At 73.1% G+C, this 24803-nt stretch carries 18 protein-coding genes; 8 read left to right on the top strand and 10 right to left on the bottom strand.

Going from position 1 to position 24803, the window contains the following annotated elements:
- Nucleotides 1-4 precede the first annotated feature (4 nt).
- The 7 genes from ACH4U8_RS30525 (at nt 5) to ACH4U8_RS30495 (ending at nt 9587) form a co-directional block, all read left to right on the top strand.
- The gene (locus tag ACH4U8_RS30525) at nt 5-1264 is read left to right on the top strand and encodes a hypothetical protein (RefSeq protein WP_395781571.1); all 1260 of its coding nucleotides are present in this window, start codon (nt 5-7) and stop codon (nt 1262-1264) included.
- Nucleotides 1261-2085 (top strand): SDR family NAD(P)-dependent oxidoreductase, encoded by an 825-nt coding sequence (locus ACH4U8_RS30520; RefSeq protein ID WP_395781569.1) that lies wholly within the window; start codon nt 1261-1263, stop codon nt 2083-2085. Before ACH4U8_RS30525 ends, ACH4U8_RS30520 begins: the two co-directional genes overlap by 4 nt.
- Nucleotides 2085-2570 (top strand): 4'-phosphopantetheinyl transferase superfamily protein, encoded by a 486-nt coding sequence (locus ACH4U8_RS30515; protein WP_395781567.1) that lies wholly within the window; start codon nt 2085-2087, stop codon nt 2568-2570. Before ACH4U8_RS30520 ends, ACH4U8_RS30515 begins: the two co-directional genes overlap by 1 nt.
- Entirely contained in the window at nt 2564-2860 is a 297-nt protein-coding gene (locus ACH4U8_RS30510; protein ID WP_360313751.1) for an acyl carrier protein, read from the top strand. The genes ACH4U8_RS30515 and ACH4U8_RS30510 overlap by 7 nt, the downstream gene beginning before the upstream one ends.
- Nucleotides 2860-6027, top strand: a complete 3168-nt coding sequence (locus tag ACH4U8_RS30505; protein ID WP_395781565.1) for a hypothetical protein — start codon at nt 2860-2862, stop codon at nt 6025-6027. Before ACH4U8_RS30510 ends, ACH4U8_RS30505 begins: the two co-directional genes overlap by 1 nt.
- 114 nt (nt 6028-6141) lie before the next feature.
- A complete protein-coding gene (locus tag ACH4U8_RS30500) occupies nt 6142-7179 on the top strand; it encodes a glycine cleavage T C-terminal barrel domain-containing protein (RefSeq protein ID WP_379989646.1) in 1038 nt (345 codons plus the stop codon).
- 11 nt (nt 7180-7190) lie between these two features.
- On the top strand, nt 7191-9587 hold the full coding sequence (locus tag ACH4U8_RS30495) for a beta-ketoacyl synthase N-terminal-like domain-containing protein (protein ID WP_395781563.1): 2397 nt from the start codon (nt 7191-7193) through the stop codon (nt 9585-9587).
- A gap of 487 nt (nt 9588-10074) precedes the next feature.
- Here ACH4U8_RS30495 and ACH4U8_RS30490 read toward each other — a convergent pair whose 3' ends face one another.
- On the bottom strand, nt 10075-10848 hold the full coding sequence (locus ACH4U8_RS30490; protein ID WP_395781561.1) for an ABC transporter permease: 774 nt from the start codon (nt 10846-10848) through the stop codon (nt 10075-10077).
- A complete protein-coding gene (locus ACH4U8_RS30485) occupies nt 10838-11743 on the bottom strand; it encodes an ABC transporter ATP-binding protein (protein ID WP_395781559.1) in 906 nt (301 codons plus the stop codon). The genes ACH4U8_RS30490 and ACH4U8_RS30485 overlap by 11 nt, the downstream gene beginning before the upstream one ends.
- 445 nt (nt 11744-12188) lie before the next feature.
- Here ACH4U8_RS30485 and ACH4U8_RS30480 point away from each other — a divergent pair, with 445 nt between their 5' ends.
- Nucleotides 12189-14957 carry a protein kinase gene (locus ACH4U8_RS30480; RefSeq protein ID WP_395781557.1) on the top strand — a complete coding sequence of 923 codons (2769 nt, stop codon included), beginning with the start codon at nt 12189-12191 and terminating at the stop codon, nt 14955-14957.
- Between the two features lie 125 nt (nt 14958-15082).
- On the opposite strand, the gene ACH4U8_RS30475 is transcribed toward ACH4U8_RS30480, so the two are convergent.
- The 8 genes from ACH4U8_RS30475 to ruvC form a co-directional block, all read right to left on the bottom strand.
- Nucleotides 15083-17881 carry a RelA/SpoT family protein gene (locus ACH4U8_RS30475; protein ID WP_395781555.1) on the bottom strand — a complete coding sequence of 933 codons (2799 nt, stop codon included), beginning with the start codon at nt 17879-17881 and terminating at the stop codon, nt 15083-15085.
- Between the two features lie 153 nt (nt 17882-18034).
- Nucleotides 18035-18577 carry an adenine phosphoribosyltransferase gene (locus ACH4U8_RS30470; RefSeq protein WP_360313765.1) on the bottom strand — a complete coding sequence of 181 codons (543 nt, stop codon included), beginning with the start codon at nt 18575-18577 and terminating at the stop codon, nt 18035-18037.
- Entirely contained in the window at nt 18577-19740 is a 1164-nt protein-coding gene (secF, locus tag ACH4U8_RS30465; RefSeq protein ID WP_395781553.1) for a protein translocase subunit SecF, read from the bottom strand. The genes ACH4U8_RS30470 and secF overlap by 1 nt, the downstream gene beginning before the upstream one ends.
- Nucleotides 19740-21521 carry a protein translocase subunit SecD gene (secD, locus tag ACH4U8_RS30460; protein ID WP_360313769.1) on the bottom strand — a complete coding sequence of 594 codons (1782 nt, stop codon included), beginning with the start codon at nt 21519-21521 and terminating at the stop codon, nt 19740-19742. The genes secF and secD overlap by 1 nt, the downstream gene beginning before the upstream one ends.
- 175 nt (nt 21522-21696) lie before the next feature.
- Complete coding sequence (yajC, locus tag ACH4U8_RS30455) at nt 21697-22158, bottom strand: preprotein translocase subunit YajC (protein WP_360313771.1); 462 nt, start codon at nt 22156-22158, stop codon at nt 21697-21699.
- 150 nt (nt 22159-22308) lie between these two features.
- Nucleotides 22309-23397, bottom strand: a complete 1089-nt coding sequence (gene ruvB / locus ACH4U8_RS30450) for a Holliday junction branch migration DNA helicase RuvB (protein WP_360313773.1) — start codon at nt 23395-23397, stop codon at nt 22309-22311.
- A 106-nt stretch (nt 23398-23503) separates the two neighbouring features.
- Nucleotides 23504-24112, bottom strand: coding sequence for a Holliday junction branch migration protein RuvA (gene ruvA, locus ACH4U8_RS30445; protein WP_360313775.1), 609 nt, complete (start codon nt 24110-24112; stop codon nt 23504-23506).
- A 67-nt stretch (nt 24113-24179) separates the two neighbouring features.
- A complete protein-coding gene (ruvC, locus tag ACH4U8_RS30440; protein WP_360313777.1) occupies nt 24180-24728 on the bottom strand; it encodes a crossover junction endodeoxyribonuclease RuvC in 549 nt (182 codons plus the stop codon).
- Nucleotides 24729-24803 lie beyond the last annotated feature (75 nt).

Below are 24803 nucleotides of genomic sequence, written 5' to 3'. Positions count from 1 at the left end.
CACTGTGCGGCTGATACGCGAGGTCGGGGCCCGAGCGGTCTTCGACTCCAACGGCATTCCCGCGATCGAGGTGGAGATCGTCGCCGACGGCGGCATCCGGGTCGCCGAGTCGGCTCCCCGCGGTTCGACCACCGGCGAGTTCGAGGCGTACGTCCTGGAGGACGCGACGGCGCTGCCCACGCTCGCGGCGGTGGCCCCGGCGCTGACCTCGGTCCTGGACCTGGTGCGGCCCGCGCTGATCGGCCGCGACGTGTGCGACCAGCGGGCGGTGGACACGGCGCTGCGCGAGGTGGACGGCGGCGCGTACTTCCGTCGGATCGGCGGCAACGTCGCGGTGGCCACCTCGATGGCGGTAGCGCAGGCGGGTGCGCTGGCCTCCGGACGGGCCCTGTACCGGCACCTCGCCGAGTCGGGATCGGGGCCGGGGCCGGTTCGACTTCCGGTGCCGATGTTCAACATCGCGGACGGCGCGGTCGGCTCGAACACGGTCTACACCGAGTTCCTGCTGCTGCCCACCGCCACCGAGCCCGCGGTCGCGCTCGACCAGGGCGTGCGGGTCCGCGCGGCCCTGGCCGCCCGGCTGACCGGCAAGGGCCATCGCTGCTCGGACAGCACCCAGGGCGGCTGGTCGGTGGACCTGGGCGGCTGCGAGGCGACCATGGAGCTGATCGTCGCCGCCGCGGAGGACTGCGGTCTGGTCGGCGGGCAGGACTTCCACCTGGGCCTGGACCTGTCCGGCGCGGAGTTCGCCACTCCGGCGGGCTACGCCTTCCCGTGGCTGGAAGAGCCGTTGTCCGCGGCGGACTTGACCCGGCGCTACCTCGACTGGGTGGACCGCTACCCGTTGACCTTCCTGGAGGACGCCTTCGAACCGGCCGACGAGGCCGCCTGGCACGGACTTCGCGCCCGCCTGGTCAATCGCGCCGCGGTGGTCGGCGACGACCTGTTCGCCTCCGACGCCGAGCGCATCGATCGCGGTGTGCGGGCCGGCCTCGCCGACGGCGCGCTGATCAAGCCCAATCAGGTCGGCACCGTCACCCAGGCTCTGGACGCACTGGACGCCGGGGCCCGGCACGGCATCACCACCGTCGTCTCCCAGCGCAGCGGCGAGACCGCGAGCGCGTTCATCACCCACCTCGCGGTCGCCGGCGGGGCGACCTGGCTCAAGGCGGGTGGCCCGGCGCGGATGGACCGGATCGCCAAGTTCAACGAACTGCTGCGCATCGCCGAGGAGTTCACTCCCGCCGACGGGTCGCACGGGTGAACGCCCCGGCCCCCGCGCCGGCCACCACCCGGCCGCCGCACGCACCGTGGCGAACCGCCCTGATCACCGGCGCCACCGCCGGCATCGGTCTCGCCTTCGCCGACCTGCTCGCCCGGGACGGGGTGCGCCTGGTGCTGGTCGCCCGCGACGGCGACCGGCTGGCCGAGGTCGCCGAGCGGCTGTGCGCGGAGCACGCCGTGGCGGTCGACACGATCGCCGCGGACCTGCGCACCGACGCCGGCCTGACCCTGGTCGAGGCCCGCCTGCGGGCCACCGACACCCCGATCGACCTGCTGGTGAACAACGCCGGGACGGGCACCAGGGGCGCCTTCCACACGCTGCCGGTGCAGGCCGAGTTGGACGTGGTCGCGCTCAGCGCGGTCGCGGTGCTGCGGCTGTGCCGCGCGGCGCTGGCGCCGATGGTCGAGCGCGGCTCGGGCTGGATCGTCAACGTCTCCTCGCTGGCCGGATTCCAGCCCGATCCGCTGACCGCGACCTACGGCGCGGCGAAGGCGTTCAGCCTGAGTCTGAGCGAGGCGCTGTACGACGAGGTACGCGGCTCCGGCGTGCGGGTGAGCGCGCTGTGCCCGAGTTTCACCGCGACCGAGTTCCACCGGCGGGCGGGCATCGACGTCAGCCGGGTGCCCTCGCGTGCCTGGCTGCCCGCCGAGCGGGTGGCACAGGCCGGGCTGCGGGCGGTCCGGCGCGGTCGACCGGTGTGCGTGCCCGGCGCCCCCTACCGGGTGCTCGCGGCGCTGTCCACCATCGCCCCGCGCCCACTGGCCCGCTTCGGCTCCCGGCTGTTCGCCGGGGCGCGCTGATGTCCGGCGCCCGCACCGCCACCCGGATCGGCATCGACGCGGTCCGGGTGGCCCGCCTGGCCCGGACCGGCCGCGCGGACGAACGGGTGGCGCGCGCCGTGCTGGGCCCGGGCGAACTGCGCTGGGCACTGGCCCGACCGACCTCGCCGGTACGGCTCGCGGCGGGCATCGCCCTCAAGGAGGCGGCGATCAAGTGCGCGGGCGGACGCCGTCCCGGTTTCGCCTGGCACGACATCCGGATCGCCCCGGTCCGGCCCGGCCGTTGCCCCTGCGGCGAGCGGGCCGAGGCGCTGATCCGGGGCCTGTACGTCGACCGCGCCCGCGCCGCGTCGGTACGCGCGCCGGGCGTGTCCGCGTGTTGCCCGGCCGGGCTCGGCGCGGCCGCGGCGTGGGGCTGCGGCGACGGACTCGTGGTCGCGGTGGTGATCGGCCGTGATCCGGCACGACCGGAGGACATCGACATCGAAGGGAGCGCGGCGTGTTGACAGCGGCGCAGGCACGGATCCTGGAGCGGGTACGGGAGCGGCAACTCCGGTGCCACGAGATCAAGGAGGTGATCGTCGAACGACTCGACCTCGACCTCGACCCGGACTGGCTCACCGACGACCAGGCGATTCTGGGCCGCGGCCTGGAACTCGACAGCATCCACGTGATCGAGGTCGTGGTCGGCATCGAGTGGCAGTTCAAGGTGAACATCACCGACGACGAGCTCGACCGGTTCGGCTCGGTGAACATGCTGGCCGACTTCATCGAGTCCCGGCGCGAGGACGCCTGATGCCCGGCCCCGGCGAACGTGTCGCCGAGGTCGTGGTCGCCCCCGTCGCCTCGGTGGACGCGGCGGCCATGGCCGCCTGGATCAACGCCTTCCACTGGAACCCCGGGCCGCTGGGCGGCGCGCCGCTGTCGGCCGACGACTACGCCGGCTTCGCCGCCGAACGCGGCTCCGTGGAAACCTTCGTGGCGCTGGCCGAGGACCGCGTGGTGGGCTCCCTGGCGCTGTATCCGGTCTCCGCGCTCAAGGCCGGTCAGGGGGCGGTGGTGTGGATGGACACCTTCGCGATCGACCCGAAGTTCCGCCTCGGCGCGGTGCCCATCCGGCTGTTCGTCGAGGCGTTCGCGTACTGCGTGGCGCACGGCTACGACCGGGTCGACTGCAACGCCTCGCCGGCGAACCCGTCGATGGTCGCGATCGTGCGGCCGGGCGGCTTCCGGCAGGCCTCGACCGACCCGTGCGGCGACGACCGGCTGGAATTCCGTTCGCATCTGCCGTACCTCTACCGCTTCATCATCGAGGCCCTGGGCCTGGGCGAGCGCCAGGCGGAACTCGCGCGCGCCTGGACCGACTTCGGCTCCAGCCCGTGGGTGCCGGGCCGGGCCCCGCGGAACGCGGCGGACGACGTCGGCGACTACCACGGCGCGCCCACCTTCCGATACTCGATGATCGGTTCGGGCGCGGAGAGCGCCTTCGTCGTCGACCTGGCGCACGACCGGGTCTGCGCACTCGACTGGGACGGCCTGCACCTCGACTTCCACCCGACGTCCCCCGCACGCCGGGTCCCGGTCGACGCCCCCGCCGAGTTCGGATACCGGGTCGCCAACCTCGGCACCCGGGTGATCGCCGGCACCCTGGAGGTGCGCCACGGCGGTGCCGGCGAACCGGCGCGGGTCCGCGAGTTCACCCTGATCCCCGGCGAGACCATCGAGGGCGTGGCCGCGTTCACCCCCCGGCGGGCCGGCGAGCACGAGGCCGAACTCACCGTCGTGACCGACGTCTCGCACGCCGGCGGCCGGCGGCCGGCTCGACTGACCCTGCACAGTTGGCTGCACGCGGTCGCCGCACGACCCGCCCCGACCGATGTTCCCCGACCGTCGCGCCGGAACCTGCCGCAACTGCACGAGCGGGACGGGCACTGGTCGTTGAGCAACCGCTGGCTGCGGCTCGCCGTCGATCGGGCCACCGGGACCTGCGAGATCGAACCGGCGTGCGGACCCGGGCCCGCGATTCGCGAACTGTGGCCGGACCTGGGCCCGCCCTTTCCGCCCGCGCTCAAGACCCCGCCACGCCGCGACCTGCGTTGCGTACGGGCGACCGTGCACGAGGGCCGCGCCGAACTCACCCTGGAGGCACCGGCGAACGTCTGGTGGCAGCGCCACGGCGCGGCCTACGGCGCCGGCCGTCCCGACCTGGGGCTGGCCCGTGCGCGGGTGCGCCGAACGCTGTTGCTGGGCGGTGACCAGGTGCTCGAAGTACGCACCGAACTCGTCGGCGCCGAACCCGAATTGTCCCGGGCCGTCACGGCCGGCGAGGCGCTGCTGCGGATCCATCCGTGGGCGCGCGGTCGGGCGTTGACGATGAGCGTGCCGCTGACCGAGGGGTTGTTGCGCGCGCCGCTGGTGTACGAACGATTCCCCTTCGGCATGCACTCGTTGGAGATGGCCGGCTCGGCCGACCTGCCGCGCGACCCGCAACGCTTGGCGGAGCGCTGGACCGCGTTCACCGACGACGGCGGGCACAGCGTGGGGCTGCTCTGGGATCGGGCCGCGCAACTGCGGTTCGGGTTGCAGTGGATGCCCTCGCTGTTGCTCGCCGCCGAGCCGGGGCACGCGGGCGAGGACGGCGTGCTCGCCTTCCCCGGCTACGCCTTCTTCTGCGGTCCGGGCGACGAACGCACGGTGCGTGCGGCGTGGTCGGCGGTGAGCGAGCCCGGGACGGCCGCGCCGGTGATCGCTCGGCCGCCGCTCTCGGCGCCCGTGCCGGTACGGATCGCGCTGGATCCGACGGCGCGGGCCGAGCCGTCCGGGCCGGCCTCGACCGACGCGGCGGCCGGTCACGAGCCGGGTGCCGTGCAGGTGCGCGGTCGGCTCACCGTGTTGTCCGTCCGGCCCCGACACGGCCGCCTGACCGCGTCGGTCGGCGACGGACCGGTGCACACCCTGTTCGAGGGCACCGCGGCCGGCGCGGCCGACCACTCCTTCGCCGGGCGGGTGGAGGTGCCGGCCGGCGTACAAGGGCCGGTCCGCGTGCACCTGGCCTGGACCGAGGAGCTCGCCCGGCAGAGCGCGACGTGCGACGTGCTGCCGGTGCCGGCCGCGGCCGGGCCGGTGTCGGCGGCGGCGGACGCGGGCGACGTGTGGGTCCTGGGCAACGGCGAGTTGACCGCCCGGATCGCCCCCGACTTCGGCGCCGGCGTGGTCGGCCTGCGCCGGCGCGGCGGCAGCGAACTGTTGCGCTCCACCTACCCGCGCACCCGGCCGATGGGCATCGTGCCCGGCGCCCGGGGCGGAGTCAACGTGTCCACCGTCGCCCATCGCGCCGACCCCGGCATCAGCGTCGCGCGCGAGGAGTTCGCCTGGACGCCGGTGCGCACCGCGCCGACCGGCCTGAGCGCGGCGGGCCTGGACTGGTCCGGCGTCCGGCTCACCGGTGAGCTCGACCTGGCCGGGTCGACCGTCGGCCTGGACGTCGACTACCTGATGGCGGCGGGCACGCCGCTGCTGATGGTGCTCACCCATCTGCACGACGACGCGGGCGTGCTCGGCCACCCGCCGGACGTGTGTGTCGCGGTGCACGCCGCGCAGCGCGAGCCGTGGTCCTTCCGCGGCCTGCGCGAGGGCATGGAATTCGAGTATCACCCCGCACCGCACGGCTCCAACCGGCCGATCGCCGGATCCCCCGGCATCGGCGCGCTGGTCGCCGCCGAGCCCGCCGATCCGGCCGGGCCCGGCCTGCTCCTCGCCGCCCCGCCGGGTGCCGAGGTGCTCGGCTTCCGGGACGGCGACGACTGGTCGATCCGGGCGCTGTCCCGGCCGGGCGCGCCGGCGGCGGGCGACGCGGTCACCGCGACCTGCCTCGCCGTGCTCGACGGGCCGCACCCGATCGACGCCGGCGTGCTCGGTCGGCTCGCCGAGGCGGTCCGGGCCGCCGCCGCCAAGGCCGGGTGAGCCCGCCGCACGCGTACCGCGCCCCGGCGGGTCCTGCGCCGAACTCCCATGAGACGAAGGGATATCACTGTGCCGGCTACACCGATTCGGACCGTCACGATCGGGCACGCGGTAGTGCCCTGGACCTACACCGACGACGAACGCGAGTACCACGCGCTCCGGCACGAGGCCGCGCTGTTCGACCTGAACTCCACCGGACTGATCGCGCTGCCGACCGCGGGCGCGCAGGCGTTGTTGCGCGCCGTGGTGCCCGGCGACCTGGGCTCGGTGTTCCCCGGCCAGTCGGCGACGTCGTTGCTGCTGGATCCCGAGGGGCATCCGCTCGACACGGTCACGGTGTACCGACTGCGCGACCGCTGGCTGATCGAGACCGCCTTCGGTCGCGGCCCGGACACCCTCGCCCACCTGATCTCGGCCGGCGCCGCGCTCGACGGCGGGGGTGGTGGTGCAGTCGAACCGGTCGACGTGCGAACTGAGTTCAGCACCCTGGGCCTGGAAGGGCCGTTCGCCTGGCGGGTGTTGCGGGAGTTGCTGGGCGACGGGGTGACCTCGGTGCCGTTGGGCGGCATCGTGCATCGCACCTGGCGGGATGCTCCGGTGCTGGTCGCGCGCAGCGGTTACACCGGCGAATACGGCTACAAGGTGTTCGTGCCCCCGGCTCTGGCCGACGACCTGTTCGACGCGGCGGTGGCGAAGTCCGCGGTGCCGGCCGGGTATCGCACCCTGGAGGCCGCCATGCTGGAGGTGCGCCAGCCGCTGCCGCATCGTGAGGTCGGGCCCGGCGACACGGTCCTGGGCTGCGGCTACAACTGGCTGGTCGACCTGGACCAGCCCGATTTCATCGGCCGTGACGCGGTGTTGGCGGAGTTCAAGACCGGGCCCGCCGTACGCACCGTCGGCCTGACCATGCCGCGTGGGGTCGAACTGCCCGAGCATGCCGAGGTGTCCGTCGCGGGCCTGACCATCGGGCGGCTGATCCACCACGCGGACAGCCCCGGCCTGGCGTGCACCCTGGCGCTGGCCCGGATCGCGCCCGAGTGGGCGGCCTCCGGCTTCGACTGGGAGGTGGCGGGGGCGAACGGCCCGATCCCGGCGCGCTCGGTGTCGTCGCCGTACCTGGTCCCGCTGAGCTGGTCCACCTCGATCGCGTGAGGGGCGGCCAAATGGACACGGACCCGCAATCGGCCGCCGAACTCCCGTACGGGGTCGGCGGTGACCGCAGGGTGGCCGTCACCGGACTGGGTCTGGTGTCCGGATTCGGCATCGGGGTCAAGCCGTTCTGGGAATCGTTGTCGGCCGGTCGCAGCGCGCTGCGTCCGCTGGGCACGGTGCCCGGTTCGGTCGGCGAGTTGTTCGTCACGCGCGTGGACGACGACGCGCTCGCCGCCGCGACCGCCGGCGAACCGGTCGAGCGCACCACGGCGATGCTCGGTGTGGCGGTCGCCGAGGCGCTGGCCGACAGCGGGTTGGCCACGCCGATCGCGGACGGCGCCCGGCACGGGTTGGGGATCGGTACCTGCCAGGGCATGTTCCACGCCGACGGCGCCGAGTTGCCGCTGCGCGCGGACCGGCACGTGGTGGACATGTACACCCGGCCGGCCGACGAGGTGGCCCGCCGCTTCGGGCTGCGCGGGCCGCAGGCGGTGATCTCGACGGCATGCGCGTCGAGTACCACCGCGCTGGCCTGGTCGGCCGCGCAGATCCGGGACGGCCGGGCCGAGGTGATGGTCTCCGGCGGCGCGGAATCCCTGTGCCTGTTCGCCCTCGCCGGCTTCCACGGCCTGCGCGCGACCAGCCCCAACCGCTGTGCCCCGTACACGGTTTCGGACGGGATGAGCATCGGCGAGGGCGCGGCGGTGCTGATCCTGGAGGAGTGGGAGCACGCGGTCCGGCGCGGCGCCACGATCCTGGCGGAGTTCCTGGGCAGCGGGATGTCCGCGGACGCCTACCATCCGGTCGCGCCGGACCCCACCGCGCGAGGTGCCCTGGCCGCCGCACGACGCGCGTTGGCGGCCGGGGGTCTGGGCCCGGAGCGGGTCGACTACGTCAGCGGGCACGGCACGGGTACGGCCAACAACGACGCGATGGAGAAGGAGGCGATGATCCTGCTGTTCGGCGACCGGGTGGGCTCGGTCCCGATCAGCAGCGTCAAGTCCGCGGTGGGGCACACGCTCGGCGCCGCCGGGGCGATCGAGGCGGTCGCGTCGGTGCTCGCGCTGCGCGACGGGGTGCTGCCGCCGACGGCGGGCGCGGGCGGCGCGCTCGACGACCGCATCGACATCGTCCCCGACCTGGCCCGGTCGGCCCGGGTGGAGGTGGTGTTGTCCAACAGCTACGCGTTCGGCGGCAACAACGCCTCGATCCTGCTCGCCTCGCCCACCGGGGTGCGTACCCGACCCCGGCTCCGGTCGGCCCGCGAACGGGCGGTGCTCACCGGCGTCGGGGCGGTCGGCCCGACCGGCACCGGACACGCCGCGCTGCTGGCCGCGCTGGCCGGCGGCGCACCGGCGCCGGCACGCTCGACTGCGTCGGCCGAGGCGGCCGAGGCGGCGAACCCGGAACCGGTCCGGCCGGAACAGGTGTTGCCCGCGCTGTGGCGCCGGATGGACGACTACACCCGCCGTGCGGCGTTGGCCGCGTGGGAGGCGTTGCGCGAGGCGGGCATCGATCCGCGTACCGACGACGGACCGGCCGAGGAGGCGGCGCTGATGTTCGCCACGGCGGGCGGACCGATGCGCAGCGTCGAGGAGTTCGGCCGCTCGTTGTCCGAACTGCTGGTACCGGAACGACGATCGTCGTTTGCCCGCACCACGATGACCTCCGCACCCGGGACGTTGGGCATCTGCCTGGGTCTGCGCGGGCCGACCATCACGTTTCTCTCCGGCGGCACGGCCGGTCTCCAGGCGCTGGACCACGCGTGCGCGCTGGTCTCGCGCGGCGACGTGCCATACGCGGTGGTGGTGGCTTGCGACGAGATCACCGACGCGGTCCTGGACGCCCAGACCCGGTGGTGGGGTTCCGGCCGGTGGGCCGACGGCGCGGTCGCGGTCGTGGTGGAGTCCGCCGCGCGAGCCCGGGCCCGCGGCCGGCGGGCGCTGGCCGTGGTCGAGGGCACCGGGCAGGCGGGCGGCGCGGACTTTCGGGCCGGGCGGGTCGCGGATCCGGCGGCGTTCACGGCGGCGGCGACTCGGGCACTGGCCGCCGCCGGTCGCGGTCCGCGCGAGATCGACTGGGTGCTGGCCGCCGGGGCGGACCGGGATCGGGCCGAGGCGCAGGCCGAACTGCACGCGCTGGCCGGGCTGTTCCCGGACTCGACGCCGATCGGGCACACCCGGCGGCGGGTCGGCGAGACGATGGCCGCGGGCGGCCTGGTGGACGCGGTCGCCGCGATCGCGGCGATGCGCGGCGACCTGCGGCTGCCCGCGGACGGCGCCCGCTTCTCGGCGGGGGTCGACTCGACGCCGGTGGGCCGGGTACTGATCGGCACGGTCGGTTGCGGTGCGGTGATCGCGACCGTGCTGGGTGCGCCGGACGGCGGTGCGGGGGTCGTGCCCCGATGAGCGATGCCGACGGGCGGGCGGTCGAGGCGGACCGCCCGGCGGCGCGGACGGCGGGTCCGGGGTATCCCCCCGGGCTCGCCGTCTCGCGTTTTCGCGACCACCGGGGCAGCGCCGTGCTGGTGGTGCTGCCGCTGCCGAGCCGGTGTCCGGACGACGTGCTGCCGGCCGCCCCCGAGCAGGTCTTCTCCGCCCGCGAGCGCTTGGACCTGGCGCGGGGGTCGGCGAGTTTGTCCTGGGCCGGGAAGTACGCCGCGAAGCTCGCGGTGTTCGCGGTGCTGGGGGTGCGCGAGCCGGTGTGGTCGCAGGTGGAGATCCTGCCGGACGAGGCCGGTTGTCCCGCGCCGGAAGGGGTGTGTCGGCGCCGACATCGGCCCACCGTGCTGCTGGGCGGCGCGGCGCGGGCGGCGGCCGGCGGGGACGAGGGGGCGGCGATCGCGGTGACCATCACGCACGAGGACATCGCCGCCGCGGCGCTTGTGGTGTGGGATCAGCGCGACGCCCGCCGACCGGCCCGGGCCCCGGCCGCCAGTCCGGCCAGGGCGAACCCGGCCAGCACCGCGAGCGAGACGACGAGACCGTGCGGGGCCCGCCCGGTGAGCGCCGAACGATAGGCGCTCATCGCCCAGTAGCCGGGGGTGCACGGACCCAGGTGCCGCATCCACCCGGGCAACATCGCCGACGGCACCAGCGCGCCGGCCATGATGGTGGTGACCACGGCGGAGATGTCCCCGACGGCGCTCAACTGGGCGGAGGTACGGACCAGGGTGGACGCGCCGGTCCCCAGCGCCAGCACACACAGCGGCCACGCCACGCTCACCAGCAGGACCGGCCACCACCCCCGGGCCGGTCGCAGCCCGAATACGCCGGCCGAGAAGCCGAACAGGAGCAGTTGCTGGACCAGCAGGAAGGCGAACATCGGTGCGGCCTTGCCGAGCAGGATCTCGCCCAGCCGGGCCGGACTGGCCCGGACCCGGTCCCAGGTGTGCCACGTGGTGCGTTCGTCGAGCAAGCCGGCGCCGACCAACTTGAGCACGAACAGCGAGAACATCACCGCCATCCCGGCGGTGGCCTGGGCGGTGCCGTCGGTCCCGTCGTCGGGCCGCACCGCGGCCAGCAGAACCATCATCGGCCGGATCACGCTGACCAGGACCATCGGGATGACGGTGAACGCGATCAGCGGGCCGGGGTCGCCGGCCATCAGGACGCACTGGTGGCGGGCGACCGCCGCGAACCGGCGGACACCGGCGAGTTCAAGCGCCATTGCGGGTCAACAACTCCCGATAGAGGTCGTCGAGGGACGGCGCGTCCAGCGCGATCGAGCGCAACCGCGCCGCGTGCTCCGGATTGGCCGCGAGCAGCCGCGCGGCGGCGGCGGCCGGGTCGATCGCGGTGATCACCACGTCGTCGCCGTCGGCCCTGGTGTCCTGCTCGCGCAGGTCGCCCGGGAAGCGCAGTCCGGCACCGTCGGCAAAGGTCAGGGTGACCCGGCCGGGCAGCGCGGCCAGCAACTCGGCCCGCGCACCCCGGGCGATCACCCGACCGTGGTCGGCGACCGCCAACGTCGCGTCGAGAACGTCGAGTTCGGGCAGGTAGTGGGTGGTGTAGACGACCGCGGCGCCCTGTTCGGCCATCGCCCGCACGGCGCGCAGGAGCAGTTCGCGGGTGACCGGATCGGCACCCACGGTCGGTTCGTCCAGGAGCAACACCCGGGGCCGGTGCAACATCGCGGCGGCGGCGTGCAGTCGCCGCTGCTGACCGCCGGAGAGTTCCTCGACCGGCCGGGGCAGCAGCTCGGTCAGCCCGAGCGCCTCGGCGACCTCCTCGATCCGCTCGGCGAGCAGCCGCCGGCCGAGGCCGTACAGCCGGCCCGCATAGCGCAGATTCTCCCGCGCGGTGGTCGGGAACAGCGCCAACTCCTGTGGGGCGAGACCGAGTTCGTGTGGCAGACGCCGTCGATGGGTGACCTGCCGACCGTCGATGCGGATCTCCCCCGCATCCGGCCGGAAAAGCGCCGCCACGGCGCGCGCGAACGTCGTCTTCCCGGCCCCGTTGTGCCCCACCAGCCCGACGATCTCGCCCACTCCCACGTCGAGTTCGAACCCGTCCAACGCGACGACCTCGCCGTATCGCTTGCGCAGTCCCACGACACTCAACATGCAGTAACTATATGACGTAAGGAAACTACGGTCAACGATTCCGGCTCGCCGGGGAGCGGGTGCCGGTGGGCCGGATTGTGATGCCGGCCCGACGGGCGACGCAGACGGAGGCACCGGTGTGGCCGCCCGGCGTCGTGGGTCGCTGCACCGCCCCGGCCGGCGGGCTCCCGGTTCGTCGGCATTCGGAACGAGCCCGCCGGGGCGTACAGTTCCGGCACGTTCGGCCCGAGGCGCCGAGGCGGACGCCGGGCGGCGTGGTTTCGGCGTCGGTGTTCGCGAGCCTGCTCGGGTGCAACCGGGTTCGGTGCCCCGGCAGTCGGGGCCGGCCGGCGATGGCTACGGGTTGCTTCCGGTTTTGTCGCCGAGGTGCTTTCGAGCCAGGTGATCCATCATCATGTGACCCGCAATCACCACGGGTTCAGGAAACAGGTACGGGGGAGCACCCATGTCTCAGCCAGATCCGCTGATCGAATTCGCCACCGCACTGAGAGCGATCCGGGACACGGCGGGTGAGGTGCCGGCGGCCGAACTGGCCCGGCGCGCGGGCGTCGACGAGACGGTCCTGACGGCGGCGTTGTCCGGGGCGATGTTGCCCTCGCTCGGCGTCACCATGGCGATCGTCGCGGCCTGTGGCGCGACCCCCGCCGGCTGGGAGGCCAAGTGGCGCGAGGTGGCCGCGGCCCACCTGGCCGGCCCGGCTCCCGAGCCCGCCCCCGTCGCCCCCGCCGCGCCCGCCACTCCCCCGCCGCCGCCTCGGCCGAGCGCCGCCCCGTCGATCGGCCGCCCGCCCGCCCCGAACACCCCGCCGCCCCCGGCCTACCCGGCCGCACCCGCGACGCCGCCCCCGCCTGCCACACCGCCGCCGCCGACCCAGGCCCCGCCGACCCACGGCACGCCGCCGGCCGAGACGATCCCGGCCGCCCCGGCGGCCCCGGCCAAGCCCGCCGCCGCGCCCACCGAGCCGGCCGCAGCCCCCACCCCCGACACGACCGCCGACCCGACGCCCGCATCGCCGGCCACGCCGACCGCCCCACCGGCACCACCGGCCGCCGGAGCGGCCACCACAACACCGCCGGCCACGCACACCCCCGCGTCCGCCTCCGCCTCCGACGAAACCACCGTCGCCCCGATCACCGACGCCCTCCCGAACAAGTCCCCCGCCGAGCCCCCCACTTCCCCCGACCCCACTGAGCCCACCCCACCGCCGTCCGCACCCGCACCCGCACCCGCCTCGGACGAAACCACCATCGCCCCCATCCACCAGCCCGCCCAGCCCGAGCCCCCCGCCGAGCCCACCCGCCCCACCCCGGCCGCAGCGACCGCACCCACACCCCCACCCGCGTCGGCGCCCGACGAGACCGCCGGCGCCCCCACCCACCAACCCGCCCACCCCGATCCCCACACCGAGCCCACCCGCCCCAACCCCAACCTGCCCGCCCACGCACAGGCCGCCGCCGTGCAACCGCCCGTCGTGGAGCGGCCCCCCGGCCAACGCCCCCCGGCCGCCGCCCACGAGGCGAGCGAAGCCCACGAAGCCGCCCCCACCCCCGCCCCCGTCCCACCCTCCTGGGACGGCCCCGACCGAGCCGTGCTCGCACCCCTGGAAGGTGACGACCCGCGCTCCGTCGGCGGCTACCTGCTCCGGGCCCGGCTCGGCTCGGGCGGCATGGGTCGGGTGTACCTCTCCTACACGCCCGGCGGTCGCCCCGTCGCGATCAAGGTGATCCGCGGCGAGTTCGCCGACGACCCGGAGTTCCGCCGCCGCTTCCGCCAGGAGGTGGCCGCCGCCCAGCGCGTCCAGGGCCTGTACACCGCCCCCGTGATCGACACCGACGCGGACGCCGCGCAGCCGTGGTTGGCCACCGCCTACGTGCCGGGCCCCTCCCTGTACGAGGCCGTCTACCGGCACGGTCCGCTGCCCGCGGAGACCGTCCTGGTCCTGCTGGCCGGCGTCGCCGAGGCGCTCCAGTCGGTGCACCAGGCCGGCGTGATCCACCGCGACCTCAAGCCGTCCAACGTGATCCTGGCCGCCGACGGCCCGCGCGTGATCGACTTCGGCATCGCCCGCGCCGCCGACGCCACACCGCTCACCCGGACCGGGATGAGCATCGGGACCCCCGCGTTCATGGCCCCCGAGCAGGCCCGGGGGTTGCCCTCCAAGCCCGCCACCGACGTGTTCGCGCTCGGCTCGCTGGCCACCTACGCGGCCACCGGAATGTCCGCGTTCGGCGAGGGCACGGACAGCTCGGTGCTCTACCGCGTGGTCCACCAGGAACCCGAATTGTCGGCCGTACCCGCGCAGTTGTTGCCGGTCGTGCGTCGCTGCCTGGACAAGGACCCGGACCGCCGCCCGACCCCGCAGGAGGTGATCGAGCTGTGCCGGGTCGCCTCCGAGGGCACCCGGTTGCAGATCGGCGAGGGCTGGTTGCCGCCGACCCTGGTCGCCGAGGTCACCCGCCGGGTCAACGAACAACCGCCCAGGGCGCCCAAGGACCCGGCGGTGGGCCGCCGGCGCAAGCGCCGCGCGCTGATCGCGGCGGTCACCGTACTGGTCCTGGCCGCCGCCGGCGGCGGCCTGGCGCTCGGCCTGCGCGACAAGGACAAGGACGACAAGTCCCCTGCGGCAAAGGCCGATTCACAGACCCAGTCCCAGCCCCAGACCCAGTCCCCGAACGCCCCTGTCGGCGGCGTACCCGCCCCGACGGCCACCCCGAGCGCCAAACGCACCGGCGCCCCGACCACCGACCCCACCGGCACCGGCGCGCCGTCGATCGCGGCCCGCCCCGGCGAGAGCGCCACCGCGATCGCCACCGCCGGCGGCGTGGCCGAGGGCGGCGTGTTGTTCGAGCGGCAGTTGGACGTACCCAACGGCTACTGCATCGGCCTGGGCTTCAGCACCACGTGGAAGGGCAGTTGCACGCTGAACGACGGCGTCCTGTACTTCTACGCCGACGGCAACTACATCCAGGGCAAGGAGATGGTGCTGCTCGACCCGGGGCAGCCCAGCGACTTCCGGACCTGCCTGGGCGAGACCCGATACGCGAACGACAACCAACTGCCGTTCACCTACCTCAAGGTGGGCTCGGTGATCTGCACCAAGGACACCACCAACGGCCTGGTGGGCACCGTCCGGATCAACGAGATCCCGTCCACCTCGGGCCCCAGCCAGTACTGGAAGATCTCGATGACCGTCTGGCGCGGCCCGCGCGGCTGAGCCGACCACGCCCGAGGCGGCGCCGGGATCCCTCCCGACGCCGCCTCGCGCGCGTGTGGGAAGGCGCGCGTGTGCGGCCACGCAAGGGCTCGCACGAGCCGAGCCCCACCCCTGCCGAACCGGCCCTACTGCTGCCGCCCGCTGGTCACCCGATACGCGTCGAACACGCCCTCGACCCCGCGCACCGCCTTGAGCACGTGCCCCAGGTGCTTGGGGTCGCCCATCTCGAAGGTGAACCGGCTCACCGCGACCCGATCCCGGGTGGTGGCCACCGACGCGGACAGGATGTTCACGTGCTGGTCGGACAACACCCGGGTGATGTCCGACAACAGCCGCGAACGATCCAGCGCCTGCACCTCTATCGCGACCAGGAACACCGAGGACGCCGTCGGCGCCCACTCGACGTCGACGATGCGTTCGGACTGCTGGGACAACGACTCGACGTTGCCGCAGTCCTGCCGGTGCACCGAGACGCCGTTGCCCCGGGTGACGAAGCCGATGATCGGATCACCCGGCACCGGCGTGCAGCAGCGGGACAGCTTGACCCAGATGTCGTCGACGCCCTTGACCACGACCCCGGGGTTCCCGGTCGAACGCGGCCGACGGCGGGTCGTGGTCGGCCGGGTGGCCTCGGCCAGATCCTCCGACGCGCCCTCCTCGCCGCCGAGCGACTCGACCAGGCGCTGCACGATCGTCTGCGCCGAGACGTGCCCCTCCCCGATCGCCGCGTACAACGACGAGATGTCCGGGTAGCGCAGCTCGTGCGCGAGAGTGACCAGGGTGTCCCCGCCGCCGGACATCAACCGCTGCAACGGCAGGCCCTGCTTGCGCATGGCCCGGGTCAGGCCCTCCTTGCCCTGTTCGATCGCCTCCTCGCGGCGCTCCTTGGAGAACCACTGGCGGATCTTGTTGCGCGCCCTGGGCGATTTCACGAAGCCGAGCCAGTCGTGGCTCGGCGCCGCGGTCTCGCTCTTGGAGGTGAACACCTCGACCAGGTCGCCGTTGTCCAGCCGGCTCTCCAGCGGGACCAGCCGCCCGTTGACCCGGGCCCCGATCGTGCGGTGGCCGACCTCGGTGTGCACCGCGTAGGCGAAGTCGACCGGGGTCGAGCCGGCCGGCAGCGCTATCACGTCGCCCTTGGGCGTGAAGACGAAGACCTCCTGGCTGGAGAGGTCGAAGCGCAACGATTCCAGGAACTCGCCCGGATCCTCGGTCTCCCGCTGCCAGTCCAGGAGCTGGCGCAGCCAGGCCATGTCGTTGGCCGGGTTCTCGCCCTTGCGCGCGGGCTTGGCGTCCGTCTTCGCCGCACCCTTGGCGCCGACCGCCTCGGCCTTGTACTTCCAGTGCGCGGCGATGCCGTACTCGGCCCGGCGGTGCATGTCGAAGGTGCGGATCTGCAACTCGACCGGCTTGCCCTCGGGGCCGATCACCGTCGTGTGCAGGGACTGGTACATGTTGAACTTGGGCATCGCGATGTAGTCCTTGAACCGCCCCGGCACCGGGTTCCAGCGCGCGTGGATGGTGCCCAGCGCCGCGTAGCAGTCCCGGACCGAGTCGACCAGGACCCGGATGCCCACCAGGTCGTAGATCTCGGTGAACTCGCGACCGCGCACGATCATCTTCTGGTAGACCGAGTAGTAGTGCTTGGGCCGCCCGGTGACCGTGGCCTTGATCCGCGCCGAGCGCAGATCGCCCTGCACCTGATCGGTGACCAGGGCCAGGTATTCGTCCCGCTTGGGTGCCCGCTCGGCGACCAGGCGCACGATCTCGTCGTACATCTTGGGGTAGAGGATGGCGAACGCCAGGTCCTCCAGCTCCCACTTGATCGTGTTCATCCCCAGCCGGTGCGCCAGCGGGGCGTAGATCTCCAGCGTCTCGCGGGCCTTGCGCTCCTGCTTCTCCCGCTTGAGGTAGCGCATCGTGCGCATGTTGTGCAGCCGGTCGGCGAGCTTGATCACCAGGACCCGGGGGTCCTTGGCCATCGCGATGACCATCTTGCGCACGGTCTCGGCCTGTGCCGCCTCGCCGAACTTGACCTTGTCCAGCTTGGTCACGCCGTCCACGAGCATCGCCACGGTGTCGCCGAAATCGCGGCGCAGCGCGTCCAGCCCGTAGTCGGTGTCCTCGACGGTGTCGTGCAGCAGCCCCGCCATCAGCGTCGGCGGGTCCATCCCCAGTTCGGCCAGGATGCTGGCCACCGCGAGCGGGTGGGTGATGTACGGGTCGCCGCTCTTGCGCCGCTGGCCGCGGTGCCAGCGCTCGGCGGTGGTGTACGCCCGCTCGATCTGGCGCAGGTCGGCCTTGGGGTCGTTGACCCGGACCACCCGCAGCAGCGGCTCCAGAACCGGGTTGTACACGCTGTTGCGCTGCACGCCCAGCCTGGCCAGCCGGGCCCGGACCCGGCTGGGGCCGTCCACCCGCAACGAGCGCGAGCGCTCGGTACCGGTGCCGCGCGAGGCGCCGGCGGGGCTCGGTGCCGCCTTGGCCGCCGGTCTGGGCCCCCTGGCCTCGGGCCCGGCCGCGCCAGCGGCGGGTCCGCTGTGGCCGTCGCTGCCCCGGGGACCGTCGGCGCTGTCCTCGGCCGGTGCCCGGTCCGCGCGCGATCCGCCCGCTTCGGGGTGGTCCGCCGCGGCGTCCGGTGGTTCGCCCGAGCCCGATCCGGCCGAGCCCGATCCGGCCGGGCCCGCGTCGGCCGCGGCCGACCGTTCGGCGGGCGCCTGCCCGCCGCCCTCACCCGGTGGCAGCGCAGGCGTCGCGGGCGCCGCGTCGGGCCGGGCCCGGCCGGCGGCCTCGTCGGCTCCTCCGGCGCCCACCGGAGGATGGCCCGAGGGGCCCGGTGTGGCACGTGTGGCGTCGTCCGAGGGAGCCGCGTGTTCGACGGCATCCCCCGAGGACGACGCGACGGGCGCGACCTCGTCCGGCAAGGGAACTCCTCCCACAGATGACGGAACTTCCATCGTACTGACCCACGCCCTCACGACTCGGCCATCCGGAACGGCAGCCACCGCGACGCCGAAGGCCGAAGGCTCCCCACCCGGGGTGCCTCCGGCCTTCGACGACACGCCTTCGGCGGCGTGTCAAACGACGATGAACGACTCCAGCGTGCCTTCCGGCAACACCGGCGCGAGCCGCGCCCGGCCGCCCAGGAAGCCGAGTTCGAGGAGCACCTCGACCCCCACCACCTGCGCGCCGGACCGCCCGATCAGGTCGATCGTGGCCTCGACGGTCCCGCCGGTGGCGAGCACGTCGTCGATCACGAGCACCCGGTCACCGGGCTCGAACGCGTCCTGGTGCACCTCCAGGGTGGCCGAACCGTACTCCAGGTCGTAGGACTGCGCGTGGGTCGCGCACGGCAGCTTGCCCGCCTTGCGGACCGGAACGAATCCCGCCTGGGCGCGGTAGGCCACCGGGGCGGCCAGGATGAAGCCTCGGGCCTCGATCCCGACCACCTTGTCCACCCGGTCCCGGCAGCGCTCGGCCAGCGCGTCGACCAGGGCCGCGAACGCGACCGGATCGGCCAGCAGCAGCGAGATGTCCTTGAACACCACGCCCGGCTGCGGCCAGTCCGGCACGTCCCGGATCCGGCTCTCCAGGAGCTTGCGCAGTTCCTCGTCGGCCATCAGCGCTTCCTCTTGCCGCCGGGACGGGTCCGCGCCCGACCGCGCGAGGCGCCCGCCCGCGGCGCACCGCCCTGCGCGGGTACGGTCTCGTCCTCGCCCGGTTCGGCCGTCTCGTCCACGTCCGGGTGGCCCTCGGCCTCGTCCGCGGGAATCCCGGAGGCTTCGCCGGCCTTGGCCGCCTTCGCCTCGGACGCCCGACGCTGGGCCACCTTCTTCGCGAGTTGCCGCATCTCCGGCGACCGCTCCTTGAGGTCGGCCAGGATCGGCGTGGCGATGAAGATCGACGAGAACGCACCGGCGGCCAGACCCACGAACAGCGACAGCGCGATGTCCTTGAGCATGCCCGCGCCGAGCAGACCGCCACCGACGAACAGCAGCGACGCCACCGGCAGCAGCGCGACCACCGTGGTGTTGATGGAGCGCACCAGGGTCTGGTTCAGACCCGCGTTGGCCGCCTCGCTGTAGGTGAGCTTGGTCTGCTTGGTGATGTTCTTGGCGTTCTCCTTGACCGTGTCGAACACCACGACGGTGTCGTACAGGGAGTAACCGAGAATCGTCAGCAGACCGATCACCGTGCCCGGCGTCACCTCGAAGCCCACCAGCGCGTACACACCGATGGTGATCACGATGTCGTGGATCAGCGCGACCAGCGCCGCCACGGCCATCCGCCACTCGAAGGCGAAGGTGAGGTAGATCACCACCAGGATCATGAAGATCACCAGGCCCTGCAGGGCCTTCTTGGAGATCTCCTTGCCCCAGCTCGGACCGACCACCTGCGTGTTGACCTTGTCCGGCGCGACCTTGAGGTCCTTGGCGATGGCCGCCGCGACCTGCTTGGTCTTGTCCGCGTCCGACTCGGCGATCTGGATCCGCAGGCCGTCGCCGCCGACCTTCTGCACTATGGCGTCGGTGCCGTCGGTGAACGGCGCCACCGCCTCGCGGGCGTCGTTCTGCGAGGCCGAGGTGTGCTCGATCGTGTAGACCGAGCCGCCCTTGAACTCGATGCCCTGGTGCAGCCCGCGGCCGAGCAGACCGCCGACCGCGAGCAGCAGGATCAGCGCGGAGATCGAGTACCACAACTTCTTGCGGCCGACGAAGTCGAACGAGACGTCGCCGTGGTGCAGCCGGACACCGATGGTCTTGAGGTCACCGAAGCGACTCATCACGCCTCCTTGACGCCGGCAGCGCGCCCACGCGGGCGACGGCTGCGATACGACTGGCGCTGATTGGCACCGAGCGCTTCGGGATCGAGGCCGGACCACTTGTGGCCGTCCGCGAAGAACTTGCGCTTGGCGAGGATCGTCATGAGCGGCTTGGTGAACAGGAACACCACCACGACGTCGAGCAGCGTGGTCAGGCCGAGGGTGAACGCGAAGCCCTGGACCTTGCCGACCGAGACGACGTAGAGCACCGCGGCGGCCAGGAACGACACCGCGTCGGACACCAGGATGGTGCGCCGGGCCCGGGGCCACGCCTTCTCCACGGCGGGTCGCAACGTGCGACCCTCGCGGATCTCGTCCCGGATCCGCTCGAAGTACACGATGAACGAGTCCACCGTGATACCGATCGCGGCAATCGCGCCACACACCGCCGGCAGGTTGAGTGCGAAGCCGATACTTCGGCCCAGCAGACACATGATGGCGTAGGTGAGGGCCGCCGAGACCGCCAGACTCGCGATGCTCACCAGGCCGAGGCCCCGGTAGTAGAACAGCGAGTACAGGATGACCAGGACGATGCCGATCGCACCCGCGATCAGACCGCCCTTGAGCTGGTCACCACCCAGCGACGCGGACACCGTGGTCACGTCGCTCTTGGTGAAGGACAGCGGGAGCGCGCCGTACTTGAGCACGTTCTCCAGGTCCTTGGCCGAGCTGCGGGTGAAGTTGCCCGAGATCACGGCGCTGCCGCCGGGGATCTCCGACTTCACCGACGGTGCGGAGACGACCACACCGTCCAGGTCGATCGCGAAGCGGTTGGTCGGGTACTTGCCCGCCGCCAGGTCACCGGTGATCTTGGTGAACTTGTTGGTGCCCGCGTCGGTGAACTTCAGCTCGACTTCCCAGCCGCCGACACTGCCGTTCTGCGGGAGCTGTGCCTTCGAGGAGGCCACGTCGGTGCCGGGGATCAGCACCGGTCCGAGGATGTACTTCTCCTCGCCGTCGCCCTGATCGCGACTGCACGCCACGGTCGGCTTGTCCTCCGGGGCCGGCACCGGGCCGAGGCCGCGGTTCTCCGGGAGGGTGCAGTCCAGGTTGTTGTACTTCGCGCGCAGCTCCGGCGTGATGCCGTTCGCGTCGGCTCCGGCCGGCGGGGTGCTCGCCGGAGGCGTCGCGGGCGGCGTGCTCGCGGGCGGCGACGACGGCGGCGGCGTCGGAGCGCCGGACGCGTCCTTCAGGTTCGGGATGACCCGACCCTGCGGCTTGCCCGACTGGGTCGCGGGCGGCGTGCTCGCGGACGGCGCGCCGGCCGACGGAGCGCCGGTCGGCGGGGTGCTCGCGGGCGGCGTCGACGGCGGGGTCAGCGGCAGCTTGGTACCACCCTGGGGGGTGATCGGCGTGGCCTCCAGAACGGGGCGGAAGAACAGCTTCGCGGTCTGGCCGACCTGCTCCGCCGTCTCCTTCTCGTTCTTGCCCTTGGGGATGCTGATGACGATGTTGCGGTCGCCCTCGGTCTGCACCTCCGCCTCGGACACACCGAACGCGTTGACGCGCTGGCGGATGATCTCCACCGCGGTCTGCATGTTCGACTTGTTGACCGCACCGTTGCGGCCCTGGTCGGCCTTGGCGGTGAGCGTGACACTGGTGCCGCCCGCGAGGTCGATGCCCAGACGTGGGGTCTTGTCCCCGGTCGAGAACATGATCGCGTAGAGCGCGACGATCACGACCCCGATGAAGGCCAGGACCCGTCCCGGGTGCCCTCGGGAACTCGATTTCGGTGCTGCCACCTTCGCCCAATCTCCCTCTCGATGCCGCCGCGGGCGGGCTTGCGCCACGGTCCGTCGGCACGGCACGGCGTCCGGCAGGATGCCGGACGCTGTCGTATCCGGGGTGTCACCCCCGGTCACCTGACTGTATTGCGCTGCGGTGGTCCGGGGACCACCGCATTCACCACGAGCCGAACTAGTCCTGCTTGTCGTCCTTGCGCAACCGGTCGGCTGCCTCGGGCGCCTTGCTCGCACCCTCGGCCTTGCCGGCATCCACGGTCTTGGTGTCCTCGGCCTCGGCGTCCGCAGCGGCTTCGGGCTTCTTGTCGAGCTTTACGACGTCGTCGCCGGCCTCGGCCTCGGCGTCGTCTTCGTGCTCGTCGTCGGCCTCGTCGTCCTCACCCGAGGACAGGACGGCGGCGATGGCGCTCTTGACGAAGCGGCAGTGCACGTCGGGCGCGACCTCAAGGATGACGGAATCGTCCTCCACCTCGGTGACCGTCGCGTACAGCCCCGCGATGGTGCGGACCTCGGCGCCCGGGACCAGCGAGTTCTGCGTTTCCATGGCCTGTCGCTGGCGTGCCTTCCCGGGCTTGATGATCAGGAAGTAGAACACCACGACGATGATTACTGGCAGGAGGAGGGTAAGCGGGTCCACGGCTTGAAACGATTCCTTCCCAAGGCCGCTCGGCGGCCCGGACGGTGACACTCGGCCGGCCACGGTGCGGCGGCCTCGGCGGAGTCTAGACGGGTACTTACTACAGGAACAACGACTACCGACCGCGTGCGTTCCCGACGCGCACCGGCCTTACTCGGTTGCATCCTTACCGGTCACGGCGCCGTTGTCGAACAACACGCTCTGTTGTGCACCGTGCTGCCCGGGCAGCGCGCCCTGCGGCGGGTTGAGCCCCAGATGCAGCCAGGCCTTCGCGGTGGCCACCCGACCGCGCGGGGTGCGGGCCAGGAAACCGCTGCGGACCAGGAACGGTTCGGCGACCTCCTCGACCGTCTCGGTCTCCTCGCCGACCGCCACGGCCAGGGTGGACAGGCCCACCGGACCTCCGCCGAACAGGGTGGTCAGCGCCTGCAACACGGCCCGGTCCAGCCGATCCAGGCCCAGCGCGTCCACCTCGTAGACATCCAGCGCACGCGCGGCGATGTCCCGATCGACCTTGCCGTTCGCCCGGACCTGGGCGTAGTCGCGGACCCGGCGCAGCAGCCGGTTGGCGATCCGCGGCGTGCCGCGCGAGCGGCCGGCGATCTCGGCGCCGCCCTCGGCGGACAGTTCGACGTCGAGCAATCTTGCCGAGCGGTTCAGCACCCGTTCGAGTTCGGCGGGCGCGTAGAAGTCCATGTGGCCGGTGAAGCCGAACCGGTCGCGCAGCGGCGGTGGCAACAACCCCGCCCGGGTGGTGGCGCCCACCAGGGTGAACGGCGGCAGGTCGAGCGGGATCGCGGTGGCGCCGGGGCCCTTGCCGACGATGATGTCGACCCGGAAGTCCTCCATCGCCATGTAGAGCATCTCCTCGGCGGGCCGCGACATCCGGTGGATCTCGTCGAGGAAGAGCACCTCGCCCTCGGACAACGAGGACAGGATCGCGGCCAGATCGCCGGCGTGCTGGATCGCCGGGCCGGAGGTGATCCGGATCGGCACCCCCATCTCGGCCGCGATGATCATCGACAGCGTGGTCTTGCCGAGTCCGGGCGGGCCGGACAGGAGCACGTGATCGGCGGTGCCGCCGCGGCCGAGGGCCGCGGTCAGCACCAGGGACAACTGCTCGCGCACCCGCTCCTGGCCGATGAACTCGTCCAGGTTCTTCGGCCGCAGCGCGGCTTCGACGGCCTGGTCCTCGCCGTCCGCCTCGGCGGTCACCAGGCGTTCGCCGTCCTGCGTCATCGTGTTCCGCCCATGGTCGTGTTCGTGCGGCCTGCGTTCATCCTGCCCGACCCGGGCGACACGGTGTCGTCGCGCCGGACCGGGCCCGGGGGTCGCCCCCGGCGGTTCATCGGCGGTTCAGGCCGCGCAGGGCCGCCTTGAGCAACGCGCCGATGTCGGGCGTGGCCGACGCCTCCGCCTCGGCGGTCACCGAGACGACCGCGTCGTCCGCCTCGCGCGTCGCATAGCCCAGGCCGACCAGCGCGGCGTGCAACTGATCCCGCCAACCCGCGCTCACGGGGGCGCCGACGCCGAGCGCGGCGCCCGTGCCGGTGGGTGCGCCGAGCTTGTCCTTCAGGTCCAGGAGCAACTTCTGCGCGCCCTTGGGGCCGATCCCGGGCACGGCGGTGAGCGCCTTGGCGTCCTTGCCCGCGACCGCGGCCCGCAGCGCGTCCGGGCTGTAGACCCCGAGCATCGCCAGGGCCAGCTTCGGCCCCACCCCGTTGGCGGTCTGCAACACCTCGAATGTGCGCTTCTCGTCGTCGTCGGCGAAGCCGAACAGGGTGAGCGAGTCCTCCCGCACCACCAGCGACGTGGCCAGTCGGGCCGCCACGCCGACGCGCAGCGTGGCCAGCGTGGTGGGCGTGCACTGCACGGCCAGGCCGACCCCGCCGACCTCGACGACGGCGGTGTCCGGGCCGAGGCCGGCCACCGTTCCGGAGACGAACGCGATCACCCGAGTGCTCCTGCTTGGCTAGTGGTACGGGGGCCGGCGGCCCGAAGGTCGCTCGGGCCGGGTCCGGTCATCGGCGGGTGCCGCGCGGCAGCCGTGCGGTGGGGGTGCGGGCCGCGGCCACCGCCGCGGCGAGCCGGTCGGAGGCGCCGCCGCGCCAGATGTGACAGATCGCCAGCGCGACCGCGTCGGCGGCGTCCGCCGGTTTCGGCGGGCCGTCCAGACGCAGGATACGGGTCACCATCGCACCGATCTGGGCCTTGTCGGCGCGCCCGCTGCCGGTCACCGCGGCCTTGACCTCGCTCGGCGTGTGCAGCGTCACCGGCAGACCGCGCCGCGCGGCACACACGATCGCCACGGCGGACGCCTGCGCGGTGCCCATCACGGTGCTCACGTTGTGCTGGCTGAAGACCCGCTCGACCGCGACGCAGTCCGGTCGGTGCCGGTCCAGCCACTCCTCGATGCCCTGCTCGATGCCCAACAGCCGCGCGTCGATCGACGCCTCGGCGGGCGTGCGCACCACGCCCGCCTCGATCATCCGCAGCGGTTTGCCGACCGCGCCGTCGACGACACCGACGCCGCATCGGGTCAGACCGGGGTCGACCCCCAAGACCCGCATGCCGCGCCCCTCTCGTCCCGCCTGGCATCGCATCGCCCGGGCGGCGGCGGGCCGGCGTGTTGCCGACACTCCGCT

The organism is Embleya sp. NPDC020886 (assembly GCF_044333915.1).
Taxonomy (GTDB): domain Bacteria; phylum Actinomycetota; class Actinomycetes; order Streptomycetales; family Streptomycetaceae; genus Embleya.
Note: the sequence above shows the minus strand (reverse complement) of the source record. Positions and strands in the feature narration are given on the sequence as shown.

What these genes read in the sequence shown, in the direction of transcription:
- ACH4U8_RS30515 (WP_395781567.1), top strand. Translation starts at nt 2,085, where the DNA reads ATGTCCGGCGCCCGCACCGCCACCCGGATCGGCATCGACGCGGTCCGG.
- ACH4U8_RS30505 (WP_395781565.1), top strand. Translation starts at nt 2,860, where the DNA reads ATGCCCGGCCCCGGCGAACGTGTCGCCGAGGTCGTGGTCGCCCCCGTC.
- ACH4U8_RS30495 (WP_395781563.1), top strand. Translation starts at nt 7,191, where the DNA reads ATGGACACGGACCCGCAATCGGCCGCCGAACTCCCGTACGGGGTCGGC.
- ACH4U8_RS30490 (WP_395781561.1), bottom strand. Translation starts at nt 10,848, where the DNA reads ATGGCGCTTGAACTCGCCGGTGTCCGCCGGTTCGCGGCGGTCGCCCGC.
- ACH4U8_RS30485 (WP_395781559.1), bottom strand. Translation starts at nt 11,743, where the DNA reads ATGTTGAGTGTCGTGGGACTGCGCAAGCGATACGGCGAGGTCGTCGCG.
- ACH4U8_RS30480 (WP_395781557.1), top strand. Translation starts at nt 12,189, where the DNA reads ATGTCTCAGCCAGATCCGCTGATCGAATTCGCCACCGCACTGAGAGCG.
- ACH4U8_RS30470 (WP_360313765.1), bottom strand. Translation starts at nt 18,577, where the DNA reads ATGGCCGACGAGGAACTGCGCAAGCTCCTGGAGAGCCGGATCCGGGAC.
- secF (WP_395781553.1), bottom strand. Translation starts at nt 19,740, where the DNA reads ATGAGTCGCTTCGGTGACCTCAAGACCATCGGTGTCCGGCTGCACCAC.
- ruvB (WP_360313773.1), bottom strand. Translation starts at nt 23,397, where the DNA reads ATGACGCAGGACGGCGAACGCCTGGTGACCGCCGAGGCGGACGGCGAG.
- ruvC (WP_360313777.1), bottom strand. Translation starts at nt 24,728, where the DNA reads ATGCGGGTCTTGGGGGTCGACCCCGGTCTGACCCGATGCGGCGTCGGT.